Raw genomic sequence first — 21,157 nt, forward strand, 5'->3', positions numbered from 1 at the left:
TCCTAGGCGAACGACCCGGCCAGGCGCACGGCGCCGCCGTTGACACCCTTGGCGCCCTGCTCGAAGCCGGCCAGGTCGTTGGCGTGGGTCGACACTTCGCCAGCGACCCAGGACCGCACCCCCTGGGTGCCCAGGAATTCGATGACGGATGCCGCGGCATCCGCCTTCACGACGGCGAACATGCCCACCCCGAGGTTCCAGGTTCCCTCGGTGTCTTCCAGCGTCAGCCCACCCAGTTCGGCGAGCGCCCGGAACACCGGCTGCGGCGACCAGGAGCCGCGCTGCACCTCGACCCAGGATCCGACCGGCAGCACGCGGGCCAGGTTCGCCGCGATGCCACCGCCAGTGACATGGCTGAGCGCGTGCACGACTCCAGGATGAGCCTCGAACAACCGCAGCAGCGGTGTCGTGTACAGGCGGGTCGGCTCCAGCAGTACCTCGCCGATGACGCCGCCGAGGTCATCCGAGTGCTCGGTGAAGCCGAGGTCCCGCCCGGCGAGGATGTGCCGCACCAGGGAGAATCCGTTGCTGTGCAGCCCGGAGGACTCCAATGCCACGACCACGTCACCGTGCTCCACCCGGTGAGGGCCGAGCAGGGCATCCGCCTCCACAGCGCCGACCGCGGCGCCGGCGACGTCATAGTCGTCCGGCCCGAGGAGCCCGGGGTGTTCGGCCGTCTCGCCGCCCACGAGCGCGGTGCCCGTCTCAGAGCAGGCCCGGGCTATGCCGGCAACGATGTCGGCGATCCGTGCGGGGACGACCTTCCCGCAGGCGATGTAGTCGGTCATGAACATCGGCTTCGCACCGACCACGATGATGTCGTCGACCACCATGCCGACCAGGTCCTGGCCGATGGTGTCGTGCTTGTCCAGGGACTGGGCGATCGCCACCTTGGTGCCGACCCCATCCGTCGACGTCGCCAGCAGGGGCTGCCGGAAGGAGGTCAGGAACGAGACGTCGAACATCCCGGCGAACCCGCCCACCCCACCGAAAACCTGCGGGCCATGCGTCTTCGCCACGGCCGCCTTCATCATTTCGACGGCGAGGTCGCCGGCAGCAGTGTCGACGCCCGAGGCGGCGTAAGCATCGGCCATGAGTGTGATCCTGTTCGTCAGCGTCCCGGGCTCGCTGGGCGTACCTCGGGGGTTCGGCGGCATGAAAGACTGTTAGCACCATCAACTCTACGGTCTGGAGTCTGCACCGAATGTGCGGCATTGTGGGCATCGTCTCGTCTGAACCTGCCAACCAATTGATCTACGACAGCCTTCTGCTGTTGCAGCATCGCGGGCAGGATTCCACCGGTATCGCCACAGCGGATGGCCACAGCTTCCACCTGCACAAGGCCAAGGGCCAGGTGCGTGAGGCGTTCAGAACCCGCGACATGCGTGCGCTACCCGGCACCATGGGCCTGGGCCACGTGCGCTATGCGACCAAAGGCGCAGCCGAGAACGAGGGCGAGGCGCAGCCGTTCTACGTGAACGCGCCCTACGGCATCGTGCTGGTGCACAACGGCAACCTCACCAACACGCGGGAGCTCAGCGAGGAACTGTTCCACGTCGACCGCCGCCACCTGAACACCACCTCCGACACCGAGCTGCTCGTCAACGTGCTGGCGCATGAGCTGCAGGAGAAAGTGTCGGGAACCGACCTCGATCCCGACCAGGTCTTCGCCGCCGTCGAGCGCGTGCATGAGCGGGTGGAGGGCTCCTACGCCGCCATCGCCCTCATCGCCGGGCACGGTTTACTCGCCTTCCGTGACCCGTTCGGCATCCGCCCCCTGGTACTCGGCCGCCGCGCAACCGGACTGGTCGGAACCGAGTGGGTCGTCGCATCCGAGTCCCTGGTGCTGGAGAGTGGCGGGTACGAGGTCGTTCGCGACATCGCCCCTGGCGAGGCCGTGTTCATCGCGATCGACGGCGAAATGACGTCCAGGCAGTGCGCACGCAACCCCCGCCTGGTGCCGTGCTCCTTCGAATACGTCTACCTGGCCAGGCCAGACTCGATCATGAACGGCATCTCGGTTTACGAAGCGCGGCTGCGCCTCGGCAACCGGCTGGCCGACACGATCTCGCGCCACGCCCCGCTCGGCGACATCGATGTCGTCATGCCGATCCCCGACTCGAGCAGGCCGGCCGCCATGCAGGTCGCGCAGAAGCTCGGCATCGAGTACCGCGAGGGGTTCTACAAGAACCGCTACGTAGGCCGCACCTTCATCATGCCCGGGCAGGCGGAGCGCAAGCGCTCGGTCAAGCAGAAGCTGAACGCGATGGGCAGCGAGTTCCGCGGCAAGAACATCCTCATCGTCGACGACTCCATCGTGCGCGGCACGACGTCGAAGGAAATCATCGAGATGGCGCGGCAGGCCGGCGCCAACAAAGTCACCTTCACCTCAGCCGCACCACCGGTGCGTTTCCCCCACGTGTACGGCATCAACATGCCGACCCGGCAGGAGCTGGTGGCGCACGGACGGAAGATCCCCGAGATCAACGCCGAACTGGGCGCCGACCACCTGATCTTCCAGGAGGTCGCCGACATGGAGGCCGCCATCATCGAGGGCTCATCCGTGGAGTCGCTCGAGATGAGCTGCTTCACCGGCGACTACGTGACCGGAACAGTCACCCCCGAGTACCTCGACTGGGTCGAGCGCACGCAACTGAGCTGATCGGGCTTCCGCCCGCGCGGGGCAGAAAGGCTAGCCCTTGGGGTTGTCGGGGTCGCCGGCGCGAGGCTGAAGCGGCTCGGCGAGCGGCTCTGCGTCGAGCTGCACCGGCTGCGGGGCGACCGGCTCGGGCTCAACCACGTTCTCACGCTCCACCGAGACACCGGTCGCCCGACGGCGGGAGCGACGGTCGAGGATCAGCCCGACGGCGGCGCCCAAGACCACCCCGGCGGGGATCCCGTAGAGCATGAAGTAACCGAGCAGCGCACCGAACCCGACCTGCGGGTCGACCGGCCGGATGGCGGTGAGGATGAACGTGACGACGGCACCGAGCCCGCCGCCGACCACCATGAACATCGACAGCTTCGGCGCCCGCCGGATGGTGGCGTGGGCGGCAGGCTCAGGCGTTTCGCTCATACTCCCATTGTCGCCGATCCGGTCAGTCATCGCTGACGCCGGATGCCTGCGCTTCCCGCTCCCACACGATCGGCAGGTGGGCACTGAAGTCTGCGCGCTGTCCGGAGGCCGACAGGCGACCGGATGCGAGAGCATCCGCCCACGCCAGTGAGCCGGTGGCAAGGGCGAGCCAGGTGTCGGCATCCAGCTCCACCACATTCGGTGGCGTGCCGCGGGTGTGGTTCGGGCCATCGATGCACTGCACGGCGCCGTGCGGCGGCACCCTCACCTCGACCGTATTTCCCGGTGCTTCGGCGGCAAGCAGTTGGAGCAGGTAGCGCACTGCCGTCGCCACCACGGTGCGGTCATCCGAGCCGCCGAGCGCCTGGCGAACAGCGGCCTCCCCGACGAGCGCGACAATCTTCGCTTTGGCCATGCCTCAACGCTAACAACCTCAGGGCGCCGCGGCACCCCTTGGCAGCGAGTAGTGCACCAGCACCTCGGTCTCGCCACTGCCCGGATCCGGCTCTGACCGGGAAACCTCGGTGAAACCGAGCCGGGCGATCATCCGCCTCGATGCCTCGTTGGGCTCATCGATCCTCGCGGTCACACGCTCCAGCCCGAACTCGCCGAACGCCAGGTCCAGCATCGCCCGCGCCGCCTCGGTTGCGAGGCCCTGGCCCTGGTGACTCCGGGCGATCACGTAGCCGAGCTCGCCGATACGCTGCGTGTCGTCCTCGCGCTTCAGAAGCACCTCGCCGATGACTCGGTCCTGGGGGGCATAGACGATCGCGAGGATGAGCCAGTCCCCCTCCGCCGCCGCCGTGCCCTTGTCGAGCCGCATCAAGAGTGCGGCGCGGGTCTCCACCCGGTTGCGCACCGGCCAGGGGATGTACCTGGTGACCTCCGGGTCGGAGTGGAACAGTACCAGGTCGTCGAGGTCGGTCTCCAGGTGCGGCCGCAGCAGCAGCCGCTCCGTTCGGATCGGGTAGGTGGGAGCCCACGGCTCGGCTACAGCGCTCATTCGCCCATGATATTTGCGGTGTCGAAACGAAGGAGATTCGCCCGAATTGGTGCTTTCGGACGCCGCAACGCGCATGCGCCGCCGCATTTCCTTCATTTTCGTCACGCTGGGAATTGGCTCGGCAGCGACCGGTACTCTGACAGGGTGAAGATCCTTGTCCTCGGTTCAGGTGCCAGGGAGCACGCCATCGTCACCGCCCTGCTGGCGGAGGATGCCGGGCACGACATCGTGGCCGGCCCCGGCAACGCGGGAATCGCGGCGGTGGTGCCGGTGATCCAGCTCGACTCCGAGAACCCTGCCGTGGTCACCGACTTCGCCGTCGACAACGGCATCGACCTCGTGATTGTCGGCCCTGAGGCACCGTTGGTCGCCGGCGTCTGCGACCGGCTCCGGATGCGCGGCATCGCGGTCTTCGGCCCCAGCAAGGCCGCCGCCCAGCTGGAGGGCAGCAAGAACTTCGCCAAGCGCATCATGGAGGCCGCCGGAGTGCCGAGCGGTCGCGCCTCCCGGGTCACCACTGTGGAGGAAGCGGTCGGCGCCATCGACGAGTTCGGCGCACCGTACGTGGTCAAGGCCGACGGCCTCGCCGCCGGGAAGGGCGTGCTGGTCACGCAGGACCGGGCAGCAGCCATCGCCCACGCCGAGCACTACCTCGGCCAGGGCAGCGTGCTCATCGAGGAGTTCCTCGACGGGCAGGAGGTGTCGCTGTTCCTGCTCTCCGACGGGCAGAACGTGCTCCCCCTCTCTCCGGCGCAGGACTTCAAGCGGCTTGCTGACAATGACGAGGGGCCGAACACCGGAGGCATGGGCGCCTACTCGCCGCTGCCCTGGCTGCCCGACGGTTTCGTCGACGAGGTGATCGACCAGGTCGCCCTGCCCACCGTTCGCCAGCTGGCGAAGGAGGGCACACCGTTCATCGGGCTGCTCTACTGCGGGCTCATCCTGACGGAGGCCGGAACGCGCGTCATCGAGTTCAACGCCAGGTTCGGCGATCCGGAGACCCAGGTCGTGCTGCCGCGGCTGGTCACCCCGTTGAGCGGCCTGCTCTACGCCGCGGCGACTGGTGGGTTGGGGTCGTTGCCGCGCCCCGAATTCTCGCCAGAGGTCGCGGTGACCGTCGTGCTCGCCAGCGAGGGCTACCCTGAGCGCCCGGTCATCGGACGAATCATCACGGGTCTAGATACCGCGGAGGCCATCCACGGGGTCACGATCGCCCACGCGGCAACGGCGTTCGCCGGTGACGATTTCGTGTCGACCGGGGGGCGCGTGCTCAGCGTTGTCGCGACGGGCGTCGACTTCACCGAGGCCAGATCCCGCGCCTACCGAGCCCTGGAGGCGATCGAGTTGGAGGGCGGCCAGTTCCGCACCGACATCGCCCTGCGGGTGGCCGGCGAGCGGGACGCATCGTGACCGGACTGCCCGGCTGGGACCACGCCCACTCTGGCAAGGTGCGCGACCTGTACACCTCCCCGTCACAGCCCGGGCGGATGCTGGTGGTCGCCAGCGACCGGGTGAGCGCCTTCGACCACGTGCTCGAGCCCGGCATCCCCGGCAAGGGGGCGCTGCTGACGACGTTGAGCCTGTGGTGGTTCGCCCAGCTCGAGGGGGTGCCGAACCACCTGGTCGCGGATGCGTCGGCGCCGGTTCCCGCCGAGGTCGCCGACCGCGCGATGCTCGTCAGGCAGCTCGACATGTTCCCCGTCGAGTGCGTTGTGCGCGGTTACCTGAGCGGCAGCGGCTGGAAGGAGTACCAGGCAACGCAGAGCGTGTGCGGCGTTGCCCTCCCCGCCGGCCTCAGCAACGGCGACCGGCTGCCGGAGCCCATCTACACCCCGGCCTGGAAGGCGCCGATGGGGAAGCACGACGAGAATGTGACCTTCGAGCGCACGGTGGAGTTGGTCGGTGCGGAGGTGGCCGAGCGGCTACGTGACCTCAGCCTGCAGGTCTTCAGCCAGGCATCCGCTATCGCAGAAAGCCGCGGGCTGATCCTTGCCGACACCAAGTTCGAGTTCGGCGCGGACGCGGACGGCACCATCACTCTCGGTGACGAAGTGCTGACCTCGGACAGCAGTCGGTACTGGGACGCCGAGCTGTACGCATCCGGTGACCGCACCGCGAGCTTCGACAAGCAGATCGTGCGCAACTGGTTGTCAGCCAACTGGGACGGGACAGGGACTCCACCGGTGCTGCCTCAAGAGATCGTCGAGCAGACAGCCGCGCGCTACCGCGAACTCCTCGAGCGGCTCACCGCCTGAAGAGCACCCCTCGACTCGCCCGGTTGCGTCTGATACGATAGTTGAACGTTCAAGTAAATGGGAGTGAACGAATGACGACAACGCAGGACATCCTCGCAACCGACACCGCCATGGGCGCCGTCACCCTGAAGGTGGCCAACCTCGACCGGATGATCGGCTACTACCAGCACGGAGTCGGCCTCACCCTGCTCGCGCAGGAGGGCGACAGCGCCATCCTCGGCCGCCCGGGCAAGCCGTCGCTGATCCTCGAACTGGCTCCAGAACTCCAGCACGCTTCTCAGAACGCGGCCGGGCTCTTCCACACGGCCTTCCTCTTCGACACCAAGGCCGACCTGGCGGCATCCGTCTACTCGGTCGCCCAGAAGTATCCGACCACCTTCACCGGCAGCTCCGACCACTTCGTCAGCGAAGCCTTCTACTTCGACGACCCGGAAGGCAACGGCGTCGAGCTGTACTGGGACCGCGACCCCAGCGTGTGGAAGTGGAACGGCAACACCATCGAGATGGGCACCGTCTACCTCGACCCGAACCGATTCCTGCAGGAGAACCTCACCGAGGCGGGAGCGACGGATGTCGGTGCCAGCGCCAGCGGCGTCGGCCACGTGCACCTGAAGGTCGGCGACATCCAGACCGCGAAGCAGTTCTACGTCGACACCGTCGGCTTCGAGACCACCATCGAGTACGGCACGCAGGCGCTGTTCGTCAGCGCCGGCGGCTACCACCATCACCTCGGGATGAACACCTGGCTGTCGTCGGGTGCCGGCACGCGCACGCCCGCGCTCGGACTCGGCGAGGTGTCGATCCGGGTACCGGGGGCGGATGACCTCGGCGCCCTCGCCGAACGCCTCACCTCGCGGAATGTCGCCTTTGCCCGCGACGAGACGGAGCTCAGGTTCGACGACCCGTGGGCGAACCTGGTGCGGGTGTCCGCTGCTTGATCTGCGCTCCCTCGCTCCACGCATCCGCCCAGTCGGGGCAGTCTGTGGGTGGTGCGGAGGACGCACCAGCAGATTGCCCCGACTGGGCGGGGATAACCGCGTCAGTCGACGCGTGAATCGGGAGTCGGAACGGCAGCATCCGGGTCGCGCCACGCCTTGATGACCGCCCAGGCGAGCGCTGCGAATGGAACCGCGAGAAACGTGCCGACGATGCCGCCGAGAATCGTGCCTGCGGTGAGGGCGAGCAGGATGACCAGCTCGTGCAGCCGCAGTGACTTGCCCAGCACGACCGGCGCGAGCAGGTTGCCTTCCAGCTGGTTCACCAGCACGACCACGGCGACCACGATCAGTGCGGTAGCCAGATCGTTCGTCACCAACGCGACCAGCGCGGCGACGATGCCGGCCACCGTCGCCCCGACAATCGGGATGAAGGCGCCGACGAACACGATGATCGCCAGCGGCAGGGCCAGCGGAACCTGCAGGATCCACAGTGCGGCGCCGATGAGGATCGCGTCGACGGCGGCGACTACCGCAGTTCCGCTGACGTAGCCGCCGAGCACCCCGACTGCGCGATGACCGACCCGTTCGGCCCGGGCGTGAAGGTCCGGCCGGAACGGCCTGATCAGGAATGCCCAGATCACCGGGCCGTCCTTCAGGAAGTAGAACAGCAGCACGATGGTGAGCACCAGGCCGGCGACGATCTCCACGACGTTGCCGACGCCGGCGATCGCCCCTGACCCGAACTCGGCGCTGGTCAGGAAGTCGATCACCGTGACCCGCAGGTCATCCAGTTGTGCAGCATCGATCGGCAGCGCGCCGGAAACCAGGTACTCGTTCACCGTCTCGATACCCGAGCTGACAGAATCCACCAGCGTGTCCCACTCACTGCGAACGCCGGCGACCACCAGCGTGACTATCCCGCCGAAGATGATCAGTCCGGTGAGCAGGGCGATCCAGGTGGCAAGGGCACGCGGAACGAGGCGACGCTCCATCCACCGGATGAACGGGCTGACCGCGGATGCGATGATCAGCGCCAACAGCACCGGGATCACGACGATCTTCAACTGGATGGATGCGTAGACGATCACCACGGCGACCAACAGGACAAGGAGCACCTGTGAGCAGCGGATGGCGAGCCTCCCGAGAGAGTCGGTCCACAGGGCGCGCGGCGACCCGGTCAGCTTCACTTTCTCCGTCGTGGGGAGGTCGGCCGGGGGCTGCATTGCACGGTTTCGCCGGAGTCGCATTCGTCCAAGTTACCCGGCGAGGTGGAACTGCGCGGCCGCTAGCCTGTGATGGTGAAGATCATGTCGCCGCCGCTGCTGTGGCTCCTGCTCTTCGCGGTGCTGGCGTTGGGCAGTTTCTTCATGCTGCTGTCGGTCGTTCCCCTGTTCGCCAGCGAGACCGGTTCCGGCATGGTCGGGGCCGGGCTCACCACCGGCGCGATGATGCTCTCGACGGTGATCACCGAGTTGTTCACCGCCCAGCTGTTCACGAAGTTCGGCCAGCGCAGGGTCATCGCCGTTGGGGTGCTCCTCCTGTCGCTCCCCACCCTGTTGTTGCTCGTTTCGAGCGCCCTCCCGATGATCCTCGGGGTCAGCATCCTTCGGGGTGCCGGGCTCGCCATCACTGTTGTTGCCGGAACAGCCATCGCCGCCGCGATCGGCTCCGGTAATCGCCAGGGTGAGGTGGTCGGGATTTACGGCGTCGCATCCGCCATCCCCGCCGTGGTAGCCCTCCCTCTCGGCCTGTGGTTGGTGAACCAGTTCGACTTCGCCACCGCGTTCATCGTCGCTGTAGCGTTGGGCGTTGCCTCCCTGGTGGCCGTGCCATTCCTCCGCGCCCACCCGTCCGACTCGGTGCAGAGCGCGAACCCGCTCGCCCTGCTTCGCACCCGCGCGATCGTACGCCCGACCATCGCCTTCACGGCCACGACTCTGGCGCTGGGGGTTGCTGCCACCTTCCTCCCGCTCGCCACCGAGGCACTGCTCGGCATTGCGGCGATCGCCCTGCTGGTGCAGGGGTTGGCGACGACCGGCGCGCGCTGGCTTGCCGGCCGGCTGAGCGACCGTTACGGGTCGCGCCGGTTCCTGGTTCCCTCCATGTTGCTGGCATCGCTGGGCATTGCGGTGTTGTTCTTCACCGACAATGCAGTGGCGATCATCGCCGGAATGGCGGTCTTCGGCCTGGGGCTCGGCGCGGTGCAGAACCTGTCGCTCATGCTCATGCTGGAGAACACTCACGCTGGCGACTTCGCCCGGGTCAGCGTGCTGTGGAATATCGCATTCGACGCCGGCATGGGCATCGGTTCGGTGGCGTTCGGGTACCTCGCTATCGCCACCGGTTACCCGTGGGGCTTCGCCATCCTCGCCTTCGTCATGGTGCTGACCATCGTGCCGGCGCGTCCCAGGGTCAGGCGCTGATGCAGCGGTTCAGCCGGGTCATCGCCATCCCGCTCGCGCCGGTGCTGCTGGCGCAGGGGCGATGGTTGCGGCGCACCATTCCCCGGCTGCCGGATGCCGCGCTGCCCTGGACCGGTGAACTCGCCGGACCCGCTCCTATCCGGCTGCTGGTGCTCGGCGATTCGACTGCGGCCGGCGTCGGTGCTGCAACGCAGGATGAGGCGCTTCCCGGGTTCCTGGCCCGCGAGTTCCAGTCGCGCTTCGGGCGCGGCACCACCTGGCGGGCACTCGGCCGCAATGGGGCCACAGCTCGCGACGTCATCACCGATCACCTGGCGGATGCGACCGGCGAGGTTTTCGACGTCGTCTTCCTCACCATCGGCGCGAACGACGCCCTTGGGATGCGCAGTCGCACCGTCTTCAGCCGGGACGTGAGGCACATCGTCGACGAACTGCGGGCGGTGAACCCGGATGCCCTGATCCTGGTCTCCCTGATGCCCAGGTTCGACCGGTTCGAGAGCCTCCGCAACCCCGTGCGCTGGAACCTGGCCCTGCACGCCGCCAGCCTGGATGCCGGGGCTCGCGCATCCGTCGCCGAACTTCAGGGGGTGTTCGCCGTCCCGAAGCCGCCGCCGTACACCCCGACCTTCTGGGCGAGTGACGGGTTCCACCCCGGGCCCGATGGGTACCGCGAGTGGGTCGCGTTTGCCCTCGGCGAGGTGCCGCCGGAGTTGCTCGAAACCCTGCATTAAGCTGGTCGAGCTTGTCGAGACCTCCGACGGGCAACCGTGCGGGGTCTCGACAAGCTCGACCAGCGATAGTGCTGTTACTCGGGCACGCCTACCGGCTCGGCGGCCTCGTTGGCGGTGACGTCGCCGTGGCCGACAGCCTCGGTGATCTTGGCGCCGAGTCCGGCATCCACCTGGGTCCAGTACCAGAGGAATCGCTCCTTGATGCGGTCGATCGTCAACCCGTTGTACTGGCCGATGAGCGTCTCGTGGAAGCGGGCCTTCGACTCATCCGTGAACACGTCGCGGTAGAGGGTTCCGGCCTGGCCGAAGTCGTCGTCCTCGGAGCGCAGCGTCGCCGCCGCGCGGATCATCTCGCCATCCGTCTCCCAGCTGCCCTCGCCGGCGCGGGCGGGGTCAGCCGACGGGCCACCGAACGAGTTCGGGGCGTAGACCCTGGCGGCAGCATCGTTGTAGCTGAACTGCATGTTGCCCTCGTGCATGTACGTGGTCACGTGCGCGGCGTGCGGCTGGTTCACCGGCAGCTGGTTGTAGTTGGTGCCGATGCGGGCGCGCTGGGCGTCCGGGTAGGAGAACACGCGAGCCATCAGCATCTTGTCGGGGCTGATGTCGACGCCGGGAACCAGGTTGCCCGGCGAGAACGCGGCCTGCTCGATCTCGGCAAAGAAGTTCTGCGGGTTGCGGTTGAGGGTGAAGTGCCCGACCTTGATCAGCGGGTAGTCGGCGTGCGGCCAGACCTTGGTGATGTCGAACGGGTTGAAGCGATACGTCTTAGCGTCCTCGTACGGCATGATCTGCACGTGGACGTCCCAGGTGGGGTACTCGCCCCGCTCAATGGCCTCGTACAGGTCGCGGCGGTAGTAGTCGGAGTCAGACCCGGCGAGCAGTTCAGCCTCGGCCGCATCGATGTTCACGACACCCTGACGGGACTTGAAGTGGTACTGCACCCAGAAACGCTCGCCCTCAGCGTTGATCCACTGGTAGGTGTGCGATCCGTAGCCATTCACGTGGCGCCACGACCGGGAGAGTCCGCGGTCGCCCATGAGGTAGGTGACCTGGTGGGCCGACTCCGGGGAGAGGGTCCAGAAGTCCCACTGCATGTCGGCGTCACGCAGGCCGGAACCGTTCAGGCGCTTCTGCGAGTGGATGAAGTCGGGGAACTTGATGCCATCGCGCACGAAGAACACCGGGGTGTTGTTGCCGACGATGTCGTAGTTGCCCTCGGTCGTGTAAAAGCGGAGGGAGAATCCACGCACGTCGCGCCAGGTGTCAGGGGAGCCCTGCTCGCCAGCGACCGACGAGAAGCGCAGAAGAGTCTCGCTCTTGGCGCCGGGCTGGAACACGGCCGCGCGCGTGTACTGGGAGACGTCTTCGGTGATCTCGAGCTCACCGAAAGCTCCGCCGCCCTTGGCGTGCGGGTTGCGCTCTGGGACGCGCTCCCGGTTGAACGATGCGAGCTTCTCGACCAGGTAGCGGTCGTGGAGGGCGGTGATGCCATCCGGTCCGGCGGTAAGAGAGTGCGCGTCGCTGGCGACGGGTGCTCCACTCTGGGTGGTCGTGTAGTTGCTCACGATGTCTCCTTAATTGTTGATGTTGGCTTGGACTGTTGGCAAGTGGGGCAGAGTCCCCAGAAAGTGACCTCTGCGGTGTGAACGGCGTATCCGCCGCTCTGGGACGGTGTCAGGCACGGCGCCTCGCCGACAACACAGTCGACATCCTGGATTTCACTGCATTGGGTGCAGACCAGGTGATGGTGGTTGTCGCCAATCCGGCGTTCGTAGCGGGCGGATGACCCGGCCGGCTCGATCTTGCGCAGCAGGCCCGCGGTGGTGAGCGCGGCCAGTACGCCGTACACGGCCTGCAGTGAGGTGCCGGGAAGGTCCCGCTTCACGGCACCGAAGACGCTGTCGGCGTCAGCGTGGGGGCTTTCGGCGAGCACCTTCAGTACCGCGATCCGCGGCTCGGTGACCTTCAAACCGGCGCCGCGGATGCTCAGGGTGAGCTCTTCGGCGGCCGGTGCGATCATGCATCCATTCTACCAGTTGTTTTGAGTAACTCAAGATACGCCCTCAAGCTGATCGAGCTCGTCGAGATCCGGCTTCGCTCGCTCAACCAGCGAGTGTGTCTGCGCGACGTAGACTGGAGGCAATCATCCGCGCGAAACTTCCGGGAGTCACTGGTGCCCACAATCGTCGTCGAGGTCATGCCGAAAGCCGAGCTGCTCGACCCCCAGGGCAAGGCCGTCGCCGGTGCACTGGCCCGCCTCGGCAAGACCCATTTCACCGGTGTTCGCATCGGCAAGCGCTTCGAGATCACGGTCGACGAGGTGACGGATGATGTGCTCGCCGAGGTGAAGGAACTCGCCGAGACCATGCTGTCCAACTCGGTGATCGAGGATGTCGTCAGCATCATCGCCCCGGAGGACCTCGCCGCAGGGGAGACCCACTGATGAGGATCGGCGTCATCACCTTCCCCGGCTCCCTCGACGACCGGGACGCCGGGCGCGCCATCCGCCTGGCCGGTGCAGAGCCGGTCGCCCTGTGGCACGGGTCGCACAGCCTGGAGGACGTCGACGCACTCGTGCTGCCCGGCGGCTTCAGCTACGGCGACTACCTGCGCGCCGGTGCCATCGCCAGCTTCTCGCCGATCATGGTCGAGGTCATCGACGCGGCGAACAAGGGGATGCCGGTGCTCGGCATCTGCAACGGCTTCCAGATGCTCGCCGAAGCCCACCTGCTCGACGGCGGCCTGGTGCGGAACGACCACGGCAACTTCATCTGCCGCGACCAGAAGCTTGTTGTCGAGAACACATCGACCACCTGGACAACCGGGTTCCAGGAGAACCAGCAGATCACCATCCCGCTCAAGAACGGTGAGGGCGGCTTCATCGCCGACACCGAGACCGTGAACCGGCTGGAGGGCGAGGGCCAGGTGGTGTTCCGTTACGTCGACGTGAACCCCAACGGCTCGGTGAACGACATCGCCGGCGTATCGAACGACCGCGGCAATGTCGTCGGGCTTATGCCGCATCCGGAGCACGCCGTCGAAGAAGGCTTCGGCCCTGACACCGCTCTCGCCATGCGAAACGGCACCGACGGGCTCACCTTCTTCACCAGCGTTATCCAGCAGGCCCTGGTTCGCTAGTCGCGTCGGCGGCACGACTTTTGCCATTCGCTCTCCCCTCTCGACGAAGCGCCTCGAATCGGGCCACTATGCGGGTGCGTCAGCGTGACGACCCGCAGAACGCCCCGTCTCAATGGTCGAACTTTCGGTGGATGGCCCGGGCGACTGCGCTTGAGAGGATGAAGTGGTGACTTCCCCACTGACCACCACCCGTGTGACCCCCCGCCGCTTCTACCGAATAGTCGCCATCGCCGAGACGGTGACCTGGACCTTGCTGATCGCCGGCCTCATCCTCAAGTACGCGCTCGACGCCGGCGACCTCGGCGTACGCGTCGGCGGCTCCATTCACGGCTTCGTCTTCCTGGTCTACGCGGCGACCGCGGTGCTCGTCGGCGTGAACCAGCGCTGGAAGGTCGGACTCATCGCCATGGGCGTCCTCACTGCGATCGTGCCCTACGCGACCATCCCGTTCGACCGCTGGCTGGAGAAGAACGGGAAGCTCGAGGGTGCCTGGAGAACGACAGCGACGGATGACCCGCGCGACAACACCTGGATCGACCGCCTGCTGAGATGGTTCCTGAACCACCCGCTCGTGCTCGGCGCCCTGCTGGTCGTCGGCGTCGTCGTGGTGTTCACCGTGCTGCTCATCCTCGGCCCGCCCGGCGGCCGGCAGTAGGGCGGACCCGCACATCCGGCACGGCTAGAATCGAGGCATCCGGCCGCCTTCCACCCAGGAGCCTTCGCGTGACCACCTCCACCACCCCTCTCCACGTTGCCGACACCGTTTCGAATGCCGAGTCGACGCCCGAGAAGGAGCAGCCGTATGGCGCCCTCGGCCTGAAGCAGGACGAGTATGAGCAGATCAAGACCATCCTCGGCAGGCGCCCCACCAGCGGCGAGCTGGCGATGTACTCGGTCATGTGGAGTGAGCACTGCTCCTACAAGTCGTCCAAGATCTACCTGCGCCAGTTCGGCCAGAAGGTGTCTGAAAAGATGAAGGAGAACCTGATGGTCGGCATCGGCGAGAACGCCGGCGTCGTGGATGTCGGCCAGGGCTGGGCGGTGACCTTCAAGGTCGAGTCGCACAATCATCCGTCGTTCATCGAACCGTTCCAGGGTGCTGCAACCGGTGTCGGCGGCATCGTTCGCGACATCATCTCGATGGGCGCCCGACCGGTCGCCGTCATGGACCAGCTGCGTTTCGGCGCCATCGACGATCCAGACACCGCCCGCGTGGTGCACGGCGTCGTCTCCGGAATCTCGTTCTACGGCAACTGCCTCGGCCTGCCGAACATCGGCGGGGAGACCTGGTTCGACCCGGTGTACCAGGCGAACCCGCTGGTCAACGCGCTCGCGGTCGGCGTGCTCCGCCACGAAGACCTGCACCTGGCCAACGCCCGCGGCGTCGGAAACAAGGTCGTCCTCTTCGGTGCCCGCACCGGCGGCGACGGCATCGGCGGGGCATCCATCCTGGCGTCAGATACCTTCGCGGAAGGTGGGCCCACCAAGCGCCCTGCCGTCCAGGTGGGCGACCCGTTCGCCGAGAAGATCCTCATCGAGTGCTGCCTCGAACTGTTCAAGCAGGAACTGGTGGAGGGCATCCAGGACCTCGGTGCAGCCGGCATCAGCTGTGCCACCAGTGAGCTGGCCGCCAACGGCGACGGCGGCATGCACATCGAGCTCGAGAAGGTGCTGCTGCGCGACCCCACGCTCACCGCCGAAGAGATCCTGATGAGCGAGAGCCAGGAGCGGATGATGGCCATCGTCCACCCGGACAAGCTGGACGCCTTCCTCGAGGTCGTGAACAAATGGGATGTCGAAACCTCCGTTCTCGGCGAGGTGACCGACACCGGCCGCCTGGTGATCACGCACCACGGCGACGAGATCGTCAACGTCGACCCCAGCACCGTGGCCGTCGACGGACCGGTCTACGAGCGTCCGGTCACCTACCCGACCTGGATCGACGCGCTGCAGGCGGATGGCGCCGGTCGCCTCCCGCGGGCAACCGACCCGGCCGAGCTGCGCGCCCAGTTCCTGCGGCTGCTGGCGAGCCCCAACCTGGCCTCGAAAGACTGGATCACCAACCAGTACGACCGCTACGTCGGCGGCAACACCGCGCTCAGCTTCCCCGACGACGGCGGCATGGTGCGCATCGACGAGGAGAGCGGTCTCGGTTTCACCGTGGCGGCGGATGCGAACGGCCGCTGGTGCCAACTCGACCCCCGACAGGGCGCCCGCCTCGCCCTCGCGGAGGCGTTCCGCAACGTCGCCGTCACCGGTGCGACGCCGGTCGCGGTCAGCGACTGCCTCAACTTCGGCTCCCCGGAGAACCCCGAAGTCATGTGGCAGTTCAGCGAAGCGGTCGCCGGGCTGTCCGACGGATGCCTCGAACTCGAGATTCCCGTCACCGGCGGCAACGTCTCCTTCTACAACCAGACCGGAGATGAGCCGATCCACCCGACCCCGGTCGTCGCGGTGCTCGGCGTGATCGACGATGTCGCGAAGCGCATCCCGTCCGGCTGGCAGGACGAAGGCAACAACATCTACCTGCTCGGCGTGACCCGCGACGAACTCGACGGTTCCGCCTGGGCCGGAGTGCTCCACGACCACCTTGGCGGACATCCGCCGGTCGTATCGTACGACGACGAAAAGGCGCTGGCCGCGCTCATCTCGGCCGGGGCATCCGAAAGCTTGATCTCCTCGGCCCACGACCTGACCGACGGGGGCCTGGTGCAGGCGCTGGCCGAGTCGGTGCTGCGGTTCGGTATCGGCGCCCGCGTCTGGATCACCGAGATCATGCAGCGTGATGGCGTCGATGCAACGGCCGCCCTGTTCAGCGAATCGACCGGGCGGGTCATCGTCAGCATCCCGCGCGAGGACGATGTCAAGTTCGTCGGGCTCTGCGAGGGCCGCCGTTACCCGTTCCTTCGCATCGGTGTCACCGATTCCGGTGGAGCGCTCGAGGTGCAGGACCAGTTCACCGTGTCGCTCGACGAGCTGCAGGCCGCCCACCGCGGCACGTTGCCGTCGGCGTTCGGTCCGGTCGTCGGAGCGTAGGAGCGTGCCGCCGGCCCACAGCTTCCGAGTCGTGCCGGCGGCCTACGTCTTCCTCCGGCATGGCGACGATGTGCTGCTGCAATTGCGGAAGGACACCGGGTACTACGACGGCTACTGGGCTGCGGGAGCAGCCGGTCACGTCGAGGCCGACGAGTCGGTGCTCGAAGCGGCCAGTCGCGAAACCCTGGAGGAACTCGGGATCGTCGTCGAGCCCGCCGACCTGACGCCGGTCACCGCCATGCACCGCACCAGCGACAGCGGCCTGGCGATCGACCAGCGGGTCGACTTCTTCTTCGAATGCCGCGCCTGGACCGGCGAACCGGAGTTGCAGGAGACGAAGGCCGCCGGTCTGGCCTGGTTCCCGTTCGATTCCTTACCAGCACACGTGGTTCCCCACGAATTGTTCGTGCTCGAACGCCTCCGAGCCGGGTCGCTGGCACCCGTGGTGACGTTCGGTTTCTGACGCCTCCTGCAGCAAAGACAGGCAGGATGGAGTCATGCGTCGCAGTGCCATCATCATCACCGCCGCGATCGTGCTGGCTCTCGTCGGCGCCGGCGTGGTGACGGCGAACGTGCTGACTGTCCGGAACGAGCCGGGATTGTCCCAGCCGGTCGAGCCCGTTGTTGCCACCCCCGACCCGTCGCTTCCGACCGCCACTCCCGAGCCGTCCGTGGAACCACCGTCGTCTCCCGCTCCCGTCCCTCCCGCGCCGCCGGAGGATCTCGATGACGACGACGATGATGACCTCGATGACGATGACAACTGACCACGCAGCGGATGCCGCACTCCTCGGGGCGGTCGCCGAATCTCTCGAACGCACCCTGGTCTCCCACCACCGCGTCAGCTCGACGGTCATCGGCGATGGTGTAGTCGTCGCCCACCAGGTCGAATTCGGGTCAGCCAACGGCAGTGAAAGTCACCTCATTTACGTCGAAACGAGCCCCCGCACCGAGCGACGGGACGGCGTGCTCACCATGCGCGACGAGGCGACCGGTGACCAGGTGTCGGTCTGGGTTTACCCTCGCGACCCCGCGCTTCCCGCCCTCCCGGCGGCGGTTTTCCCGGACGGCGCCGCGGTCATCCTGAAGCGCCTGGGCGTCGATCCCGGCAGCCACGTCGCGCTGGGGCTGGAGGCGTACCGACCGGGTAAGCGCGCGGTGATCCGGGTGGACACCGACCGGTCAACCGTCTTCCTCAAGGTGGTCGCCCCCGGTGCGGCCGGCGTGATCGCCGAACGCCACAACGCCTGGCTCGACGCCGGCCTGCCGGTCCCACAGGTGCTCGGCTGGAGCGACGAGGGGCTCGTCGCCCTGTCCGCCCTTCGCGGCACGCCCGCAGTGGAGGCGGTCGCCCGCCTCGACCCCCTCCGCTTCACGAACGAATTGCTGGCCCTCCGACAGCGCATCGCCACCATTCCCAGTGCGACGGATGCCCGCACGTCCCTGTCCCAGCGCCTCGACTGGTACGAGCGCCGGTTGACCCAGGTTCACCCCGCGCTCGGTGGGGCGATCTACCAGGTGGCCACGCGCATCCGCACTGTGCTGGCCGATGCCGGTGCGCCGCCGCCGGTGACGATTCACGGCGACCTTCACGTCGGACAGCTTTTTCTCGACGAGACGGATGCCATCACCGGTGTTCTCGACATCGACACGGGCGGGTACGGTGACCCGGCCGACGACGCCGGCGCGCTGTACGCCCACCTGATCGTTACGGCCGCACTCAACGCCGACCGCCCGGAGATTGCGGAGGGCCGCGAGTCCCTGGCCCATCATTGGCGGGCCAATTGGCGCCGGGAAGAGGATCCCGATTTCGCCGAACGGGCGACCGCCATCGCGGCCACCCACCTGCTCGCGCACGCCCTGAACCAGGCGCTGGATGCCCGCGAGCTGGTCGAGCGCGCCGGTACGTTGCTACCAGCGCACGAATATTAGAGGGCTGTAACCAAGCTCTGGCTTTCGCCTTACCTGCGATCGCGATAGTTGTTCTTGTCAGAAGGATTGCGGCGCAAGCTGCGGAACAGCTAAAGGAGACTACCCATGAACAACAAGCGCAAATGGACGGCCGTCGGCGCAGCATCCGCCCTGGGAATCGGCCTGGTTGCCGGCGGAGGAGTCCTCACCGCGAACGCGATGACCATCCATGACACCACTGGTGAGAAGGTTGGCACGGACAAGGTATCGACCGGCGCTTCGAACTCGGTGGTCGACTCGGCGCAGTCGGCACCGGATGCTCCCATCACCACGACGAGCACGCCGGCCACCACGAGTGTCACCCCCAATGGCAGCGCAGTGAGCGCGGTCACCGCCGTCTCGGCACAGAGCGCCGTCAGCGCCGTCGACCCGGCCTCCGCCCCGAGCGCCGACTAACCAGGGCGTGAGTAGTGCCGCTGCCCGGACGGGGCGGCGGCATTAGTCATTTAAGGCGGTAGCCCATCCCCCGCACCGTCTCGATGCGACCGGGCCCGAACTTCGCCCGCAGGTAGCTGACGTACACGTCAACCACATTCGAGCCTGGGTCGAAGTCGTAGCCCCAGACCCGGCTCAGCAACTGCTCGCGGCTCAGCACCTGGTCGGGATGCCGCAGGAACTCCTCGGCGAGCGCGAACTCCCGGGCGGACAGTTCGACGGTGCGCCCCTCGACAGTCGCCCGGCGAGACCGGAGGTCGATGCTGAGCCCGCCATGCTCGAGCGTCAGGCTCGCCTGCGGCGACCCGCCCGTCGCATCCCGCAGCCTGCTGCGCACGCGGGCGGCCAACTCGTCGAACTTGAACGGCTTCACCAGGTAATCGTTGGCGCCGGCGTCCAGTCCGGTGACCGTGTCCTCCGTCGCCGTGCGGGCGGTCAGCATGACGATCGGCAGTTGGGAATCCTGCTTGCGGATGCGACGCAGCACCTCGAAGCCATCGATACCGGGCAGCCCGACGTCGAGCAGCACCAGGTCGAACTCGCCGGACAGCGCCAACTGAAGGCCGTCGATCCCATCCTCCACCACGGTGCAGGCATATCCCTGCGCCTTCAGCCCCTTGCTGATGAAGCTCGAGATGCGCTCCTCGTCCTCGATGATCAGGATGCTGCTCATCCGCCCACCTCCTGCTGAGCCAGCGGAATCGCAATGCCGAACCGCGAACCGACCGGGGAACTGTGCAGCGTCACCCGTCCACCGTGCGCCTTCGCGATCGCGGCGACGATCGGCAGCCCCAGCCCGGAGCCCTGCACACCACGCTTCGCACCGACCCGGCCGAAACGCTCGAAGATGCGGTCCTCCATGTCTTTCGGGATGCCCGGCCCCTGATCCGCAACCCAGAACTCGACCGTGGCATCGTCGACAACGCGGCTCCCCAACGAGATCGGCGAACCGTCCGGCGAGTACTTCGCCGCGTTGTCGGCCAATTGCAGCCAGGCCTGGGTGATTCGAGCCGAATCGAGCAGGCAGACGATATCCGCGTATTCTGCGAGCGTCCAGGCGTGGCCGGCATCCGTCGCCGCCTTGGCGAAGACCTGCTCAGTGAAGTCGCGGATGTCTACCGGGCCCCGATTCACCAGCGCCTGCTGGCTGTCGGCGAGGGACTCGATCTCGTCGACCAGCGCAGACATCCGATCCAGTTCGTCGATGGCGATTGCCATCGCCTGCCGCACATCCGTTGGATCCTCGGGGTCAGCCACCTCGAGCTGACCGCGCACGATGGTGATTGGCGTCTTGAGTTCGTGCCGCACGTCGTTGAGCAACTGTTTCTGGGCGCTGACCGCGCCGTCGATGCGATCGAGCATGGTGTTCACGGTGGAGGTGAGGCCGGACAGGTCGTCGTTGCCCTGTACCGGGATGCGCTCGGTGAGGTCGGTTGCACTGATGCGGGATGCCGTCTCCCGCAGGTCGCGCAGCGGGCGCAGCAACCGCCCGGCGACGAACCAGCCGACGAGTCCGACCGCCACGAGTCCGCCGGCCGCGACAATCGCGTAGGTGGCGAACGCGCTGGTGCTGTCGTTCAACTCGGCATTGATGTCGAGCGCGGCGATGTAGACCCCCTGCTGCGGGTCGCCCTCAACCCTCACCGGCGTTGCCACGTAGCGGAGGGTGCCGAGCGTGCCAACCGATGTACCCAGCCGGACGGTACCGTCGGACACTTCCGCGATGATCCGGTCCACCAACGCGGGGTCGTCCTCGAGGTGGACGTCCACGTCGATCGCGGAGACGAGCGCCGGCCTACCGTCGATGACTCCCAGCGAGCTTTCGTTGCGACCGGGGAGAACCCGGGAGAATACCGCCTCAAGCGCTTCCCTGGTGGTGGCGTGCGGCGAAACGGCGGGGGCTGGTCCGTCGGCGCCAGAGACATCCGTCGCCGGAGACCCGCTGACCACCACGCGAACCGCCTCGACGCGGGACAGCAGCCGATCGTCGATCTCGTGCATGATCCGGTCGCGCTGCACGAGGTAGGCCATCAGCCCCGCGCCGGCCATGCTCAGCGCGGTCACCAGGAGGATGGCTGCGAGGATCCGCGTTCGCACCGACCAGCGCGGCGACCGGGAAGAAGGCATGCCTCCAGTATCGCCCGCGGC

23 protein-coding genes are annotated in these 21,157 nt (G+C 67.1%); 14 read left to right on the forward strand and 9 right to left on the reverse strand.

Annotated features, from left to right (window positions below):
* Positions 1–2: 2 nt before the first annotated feature.
* A complete protein-coding gene (gene purM, locus ACX3PH_RS02505; RefSeq protein WP_459089040.1) occupies positions 3–1,094 on the reverse strand; it encodes a phosphoribosylformylglycinamidine cyclo-ligase in 1,092 nt (363 codons plus the stop codon).
* Positions 1,095–1,204: 110 nt separating this feature from the next.
* Here purM and purF point away from each other — a divergent pair, with 110 nt between their 5' ends.
* Positions 1,205–2,662 (forward strand): amidophosphoribosyltransferase, encoded by a 1,458-nt coding sequence (gene purF / locus ACX3PH_RS02510; RefSeq protein ID WP_459089042.1) that lies wholly within the window; start codon positions 1,205–1,207, stop codon positions 2,660–2,662.
* A gap of 30 nt (positions 2,663–2,692) precedes the next feature.
* Here purF and ACX3PH_RS02515 read toward each other — a convergent pair whose 3' ends face one another.
* From ACX3PH_RS02515 to ACX3PH_RS02525, 3 genes are read right to left on the reverse strand one after another with little or no spacing between them, the layout of a single operon-like run.
* Entirely contained in the window at positions 2,693–3,076 is a 384-nt protein-coding gene (locus ACX3PH_RS02515; protein WP_459089044.1) for a hypothetical protein, read from the reverse strand.
* Positions 3,077–3,098: 22 nt separating this feature from the next.
* Positions 3,099–3,491 (reverse strand): sterol carrier family protein, encoded by a 393-nt coding sequence (locus tag ACX3PH_RS02520; protein WP_459089046.1) that lies wholly within the window; start codon positions 3,489–3,491, stop codon positions 3,099–3,101.
* Between the two features lie 18 nt (positions 3,492–3,509).
* Positions 3,510–4,079, reverse strand: coding sequence for a GNAT family N-acetyltransferase (locus ACX3PH_RS02525; RefSeq protein WP_459089048.1), 570 nt, complete (start codon positions 4,077–4,079; stop codon positions 3,510–3,512).
* Between the two features lie 144 nt (positions 4,080–4,223).
* Between ACX3PH_RS02525 and purD the strand changes: the two genes are divergently transcribed.
* The 3 genes from purD (at position 4,224) to ACX3PH_RS02540 (ending at position 7,272) form a co-directional block, all read left to right on the forward strand.
* Positions 4,224–5,489 (forward strand): phosphoribosylamine--glycine ligase, encoded by a 1,266-nt coding sequence (gene purD / locus ACX3PH_RS02530; protein ID WP_459089050.1) that lies wholly within the window; start codon positions 4,224–4,226, stop codon positions 5,487–5,489.
* The gene (locus ACX3PH_RS02535) at positions 5,486–6,334 is read left to right on the forward strand and encodes a phosphoribosylaminoimidazolesuccinocarboxamide synthase (protein WP_459089052.1); all 849 of its coding nucleotides are present in this window, start codon (positions 5,486–5,488) and stop codon (positions 6,332–6,334) included. Before purD ends, ACX3PH_RS02535 begins: the two co-directional genes overlap by 4 nt.
* 71 nt (positions 6,335–6,405) lie before the next feature.
* Positions 6,406–7,272: a VOC family protein gene (locus ACX3PH_RS02540; RefSeq protein ID WP_459089054.1), complete on the forward strand. Its 867-nt coding sequence runs from the start codon at positions 6,406–6,408 to the stop codon at positions 7,270–7,272.
* A gap of 101 nt (positions 7,273–7,373) precedes the next feature.
* On the opposite strand, the gene ACX3PH_RS02545 is transcribed toward ACX3PH_RS02540, so the two are convergent.
* Positions 7,374–8,519, reverse strand: coding sequence for an AI-2E family transporter (locus ACX3PH_RS02545; protein WP_459089056.1), 1,146 nt, complete (start codon positions 8,517–8,519; stop codon positions 7,374–7,376).
* A 60-nt stretch (positions 8,520–8,579) separates the two neighbouring features.
* Between ACX3PH_RS02545 and ACX3PH_RS02550 the strand changes: the two genes are divergently transcribed.
* Complete coding sequence (locus tag ACX3PH_RS02550; protein ID WP_459089820.1) at positions 8,580–9,695, forward strand: MFS transporter; 1,116 nt, start codon at positions 8,580–8,582, stop codon at positions 9,693–9,695.
* Entirely contained in the window at positions 9,695–10,426 is a 732-nt protein-coding gene (locus ACX3PH_RS02555; protein WP_459089058.1) for an SGNH/GDSL hydrolase family protein, read from the forward strand. The genes ACX3PH_RS02550 and ACX3PH_RS02555 overlap by 1 nt, the downstream gene beginning before the upstream one ends.
* A 74-nt stretch (positions 10,427–10,500) precedes the next feature.
* Here the strand turns inward: ACX3PH_RS02555 and ACX3PH_RS02560 are convergent, their stop codons facing one another.
* Both ACX3PH_RS02560 and ACX3PH_RS02565 read right to left on the reverse strand, forming a co-directional pair.
* A complete protein-coding gene (locus ACX3PH_RS02560; protein ID WP_459089822.1) occupies positions 10,501–11,997 on the reverse strand; it encodes a catalase in 1,497 nt (498 codons plus the stop codon).
* The gene (locus tag ACX3PH_RS02565; protein WP_459089060.1) at positions 11,991–12,449 is read right to left on the reverse strand and encodes a Fur family transcriptional regulator; all 459 of its coding nucleotides are present in this window, start codon (positions 12,447–12,449) and stop codon (positions 11,991–11,993) included. Before ACX3PH_RS02565 ends, ACX3PH_RS02560 begins: the two co-directional genes overlap by 7 nt.
* Positions 12,450–12,602: 153 nt before the next feature.
* Here ACX3PH_RS02565 and purS point away from each other — a divergent pair, with 153 nt between their 5' ends.
* The 8 genes from purS to ACX3PH_RS02605 all read left to right on the forward strand — a co-directional run bounded on the left by purS (position 12,603) and on the right by ACX3PH_RS02605 (position 18,970).
* Positions 12,603–12,872: a phosphoribosylformylglycinamidine synthase subunit PurS gene (purS, locus tag ACX3PH_RS02570; RefSeq protein ID WP_459089062.1), complete on the forward strand. Its 270-nt coding sequence runs from the start codon at positions 12,603–12,605 to the stop codon at positions 12,870–12,872.
* Positions 12,872–13,567 (forward strand): phosphoribosylformylglycinamidine synthase subunit PurQ, encoded by a 696-nt coding sequence (purQ, locus tag ACX3PH_RS02575; protein WP_459089064.1) that lies wholly within the window; start codon positions 12,872–12,874, stop codon positions 13,565–13,567. The genes purS and purQ overlap by 1 nt, the downstream gene beginning before the upstream one ends.
* A 166-nt stretch (positions 13,568–13,733) precedes the next feature.
* Positions 13,734–14,222: a DUF3817 domain-containing protein gene (locus ACX3PH_RS02580; RefSeq protein WP_459089066.1), complete on the forward strand. Its 489-nt coding sequence runs from the start codon at positions 13,734–13,736 to the stop codon at positions 14,220–14,222.
* Between the two features lie 68 nt (positions 14,223–14,290).
* Complete coding sequence (purL, locus tag ACX3PH_RS02585) at positions 14,291–16,603, forward strand: phosphoribosylformylglycinamidine synthase subunit PurL (protein ID WP_459089068.1); 2,313 nt, start codon at positions 14,291–14,293, stop codon at positions 16,601–16,603.
* Positions 16,604–16,607: 4 nt separating this feature from the next.
* The gene (locus ACX3PH_RS02590) at positions 16,608–17,066 is read left to right on the forward strand and encodes an NUDIX hydrolase (RefSeq protein WP_459089070.1); all 459 of its coding nucleotides are present in this window, start codon (positions 16,608–16,610) and stop codon (positions 17,064–17,066) included.
* Between the two features lie 34 nt (positions 17,067–17,100).
* Positions 17,101–17,370, forward strand: a complete 270-nt coding sequence (locus ACX3PH_RS02595) for a hypothetical protein (protein WP_459089072.1) — start codon at positions 17,101–17,103, stop codon at positions 17,368–17,370.
* Entirely contained in the window at positions 17,330–18,535 is a 1,206-nt protein-coding gene (locus ACX3PH_RS02600; protein WP_459089074.1) for a phosphotransferase family protein, read from the forward strand. The genes ACX3PH_RS02595 and ACX3PH_RS02600 overlap by 41 nt, the downstream gene beginning before the upstream one ends.
* 105 nt (positions 18,536–18,640) lie before the next feature.
* Complete coding sequence (locus ACX3PH_RS02605; protein WP_459089076.1) at positions 18,641–18,970, forward strand: hypothetical protein; 330 nt, start codon at positions 18,641–18,643, stop codon at positions 18,968–18,970.
* 46 nt (positions 18,971–19,016) lie between these two features.
* Here the strand turns inward: ACX3PH_RS02605 and ACX3PH_RS02610 are convergent, their stop codons facing one another.
* Together ACX3PH_RS02610 and ACX3PH_RS02615 are read right to left on the reverse strand one after the other, a co-directional pair.
* Complete coding sequence (locus ACX3PH_RS02610) at positions 19,017–19,682, reverse strand: response regulator transcription factor (protein ID WP_459089078.1); 666 nt, start codon at positions 19,680–19,682, stop codon at positions 19,017–19,019.
* A complete protein-coding gene (locus ACX3PH_RS02615; RefSeq protein WP_459089080.1) occupies positions 19,679–21,136 on the reverse strand; it encodes a sensor histidine kinase in 1,458 nt (485 codons plus the stop codon). Before ACX3PH_RS02615 ends, ACX3PH_RS02610 begins: the two co-directional genes overlap by 4 nt.
* Positions 21,137–21,157: the final 21 nt, after the last annotated feature.

The sequence above is a fragment of the Homoserinimonas sp. A520 genome (assembly GCF_054489245.1).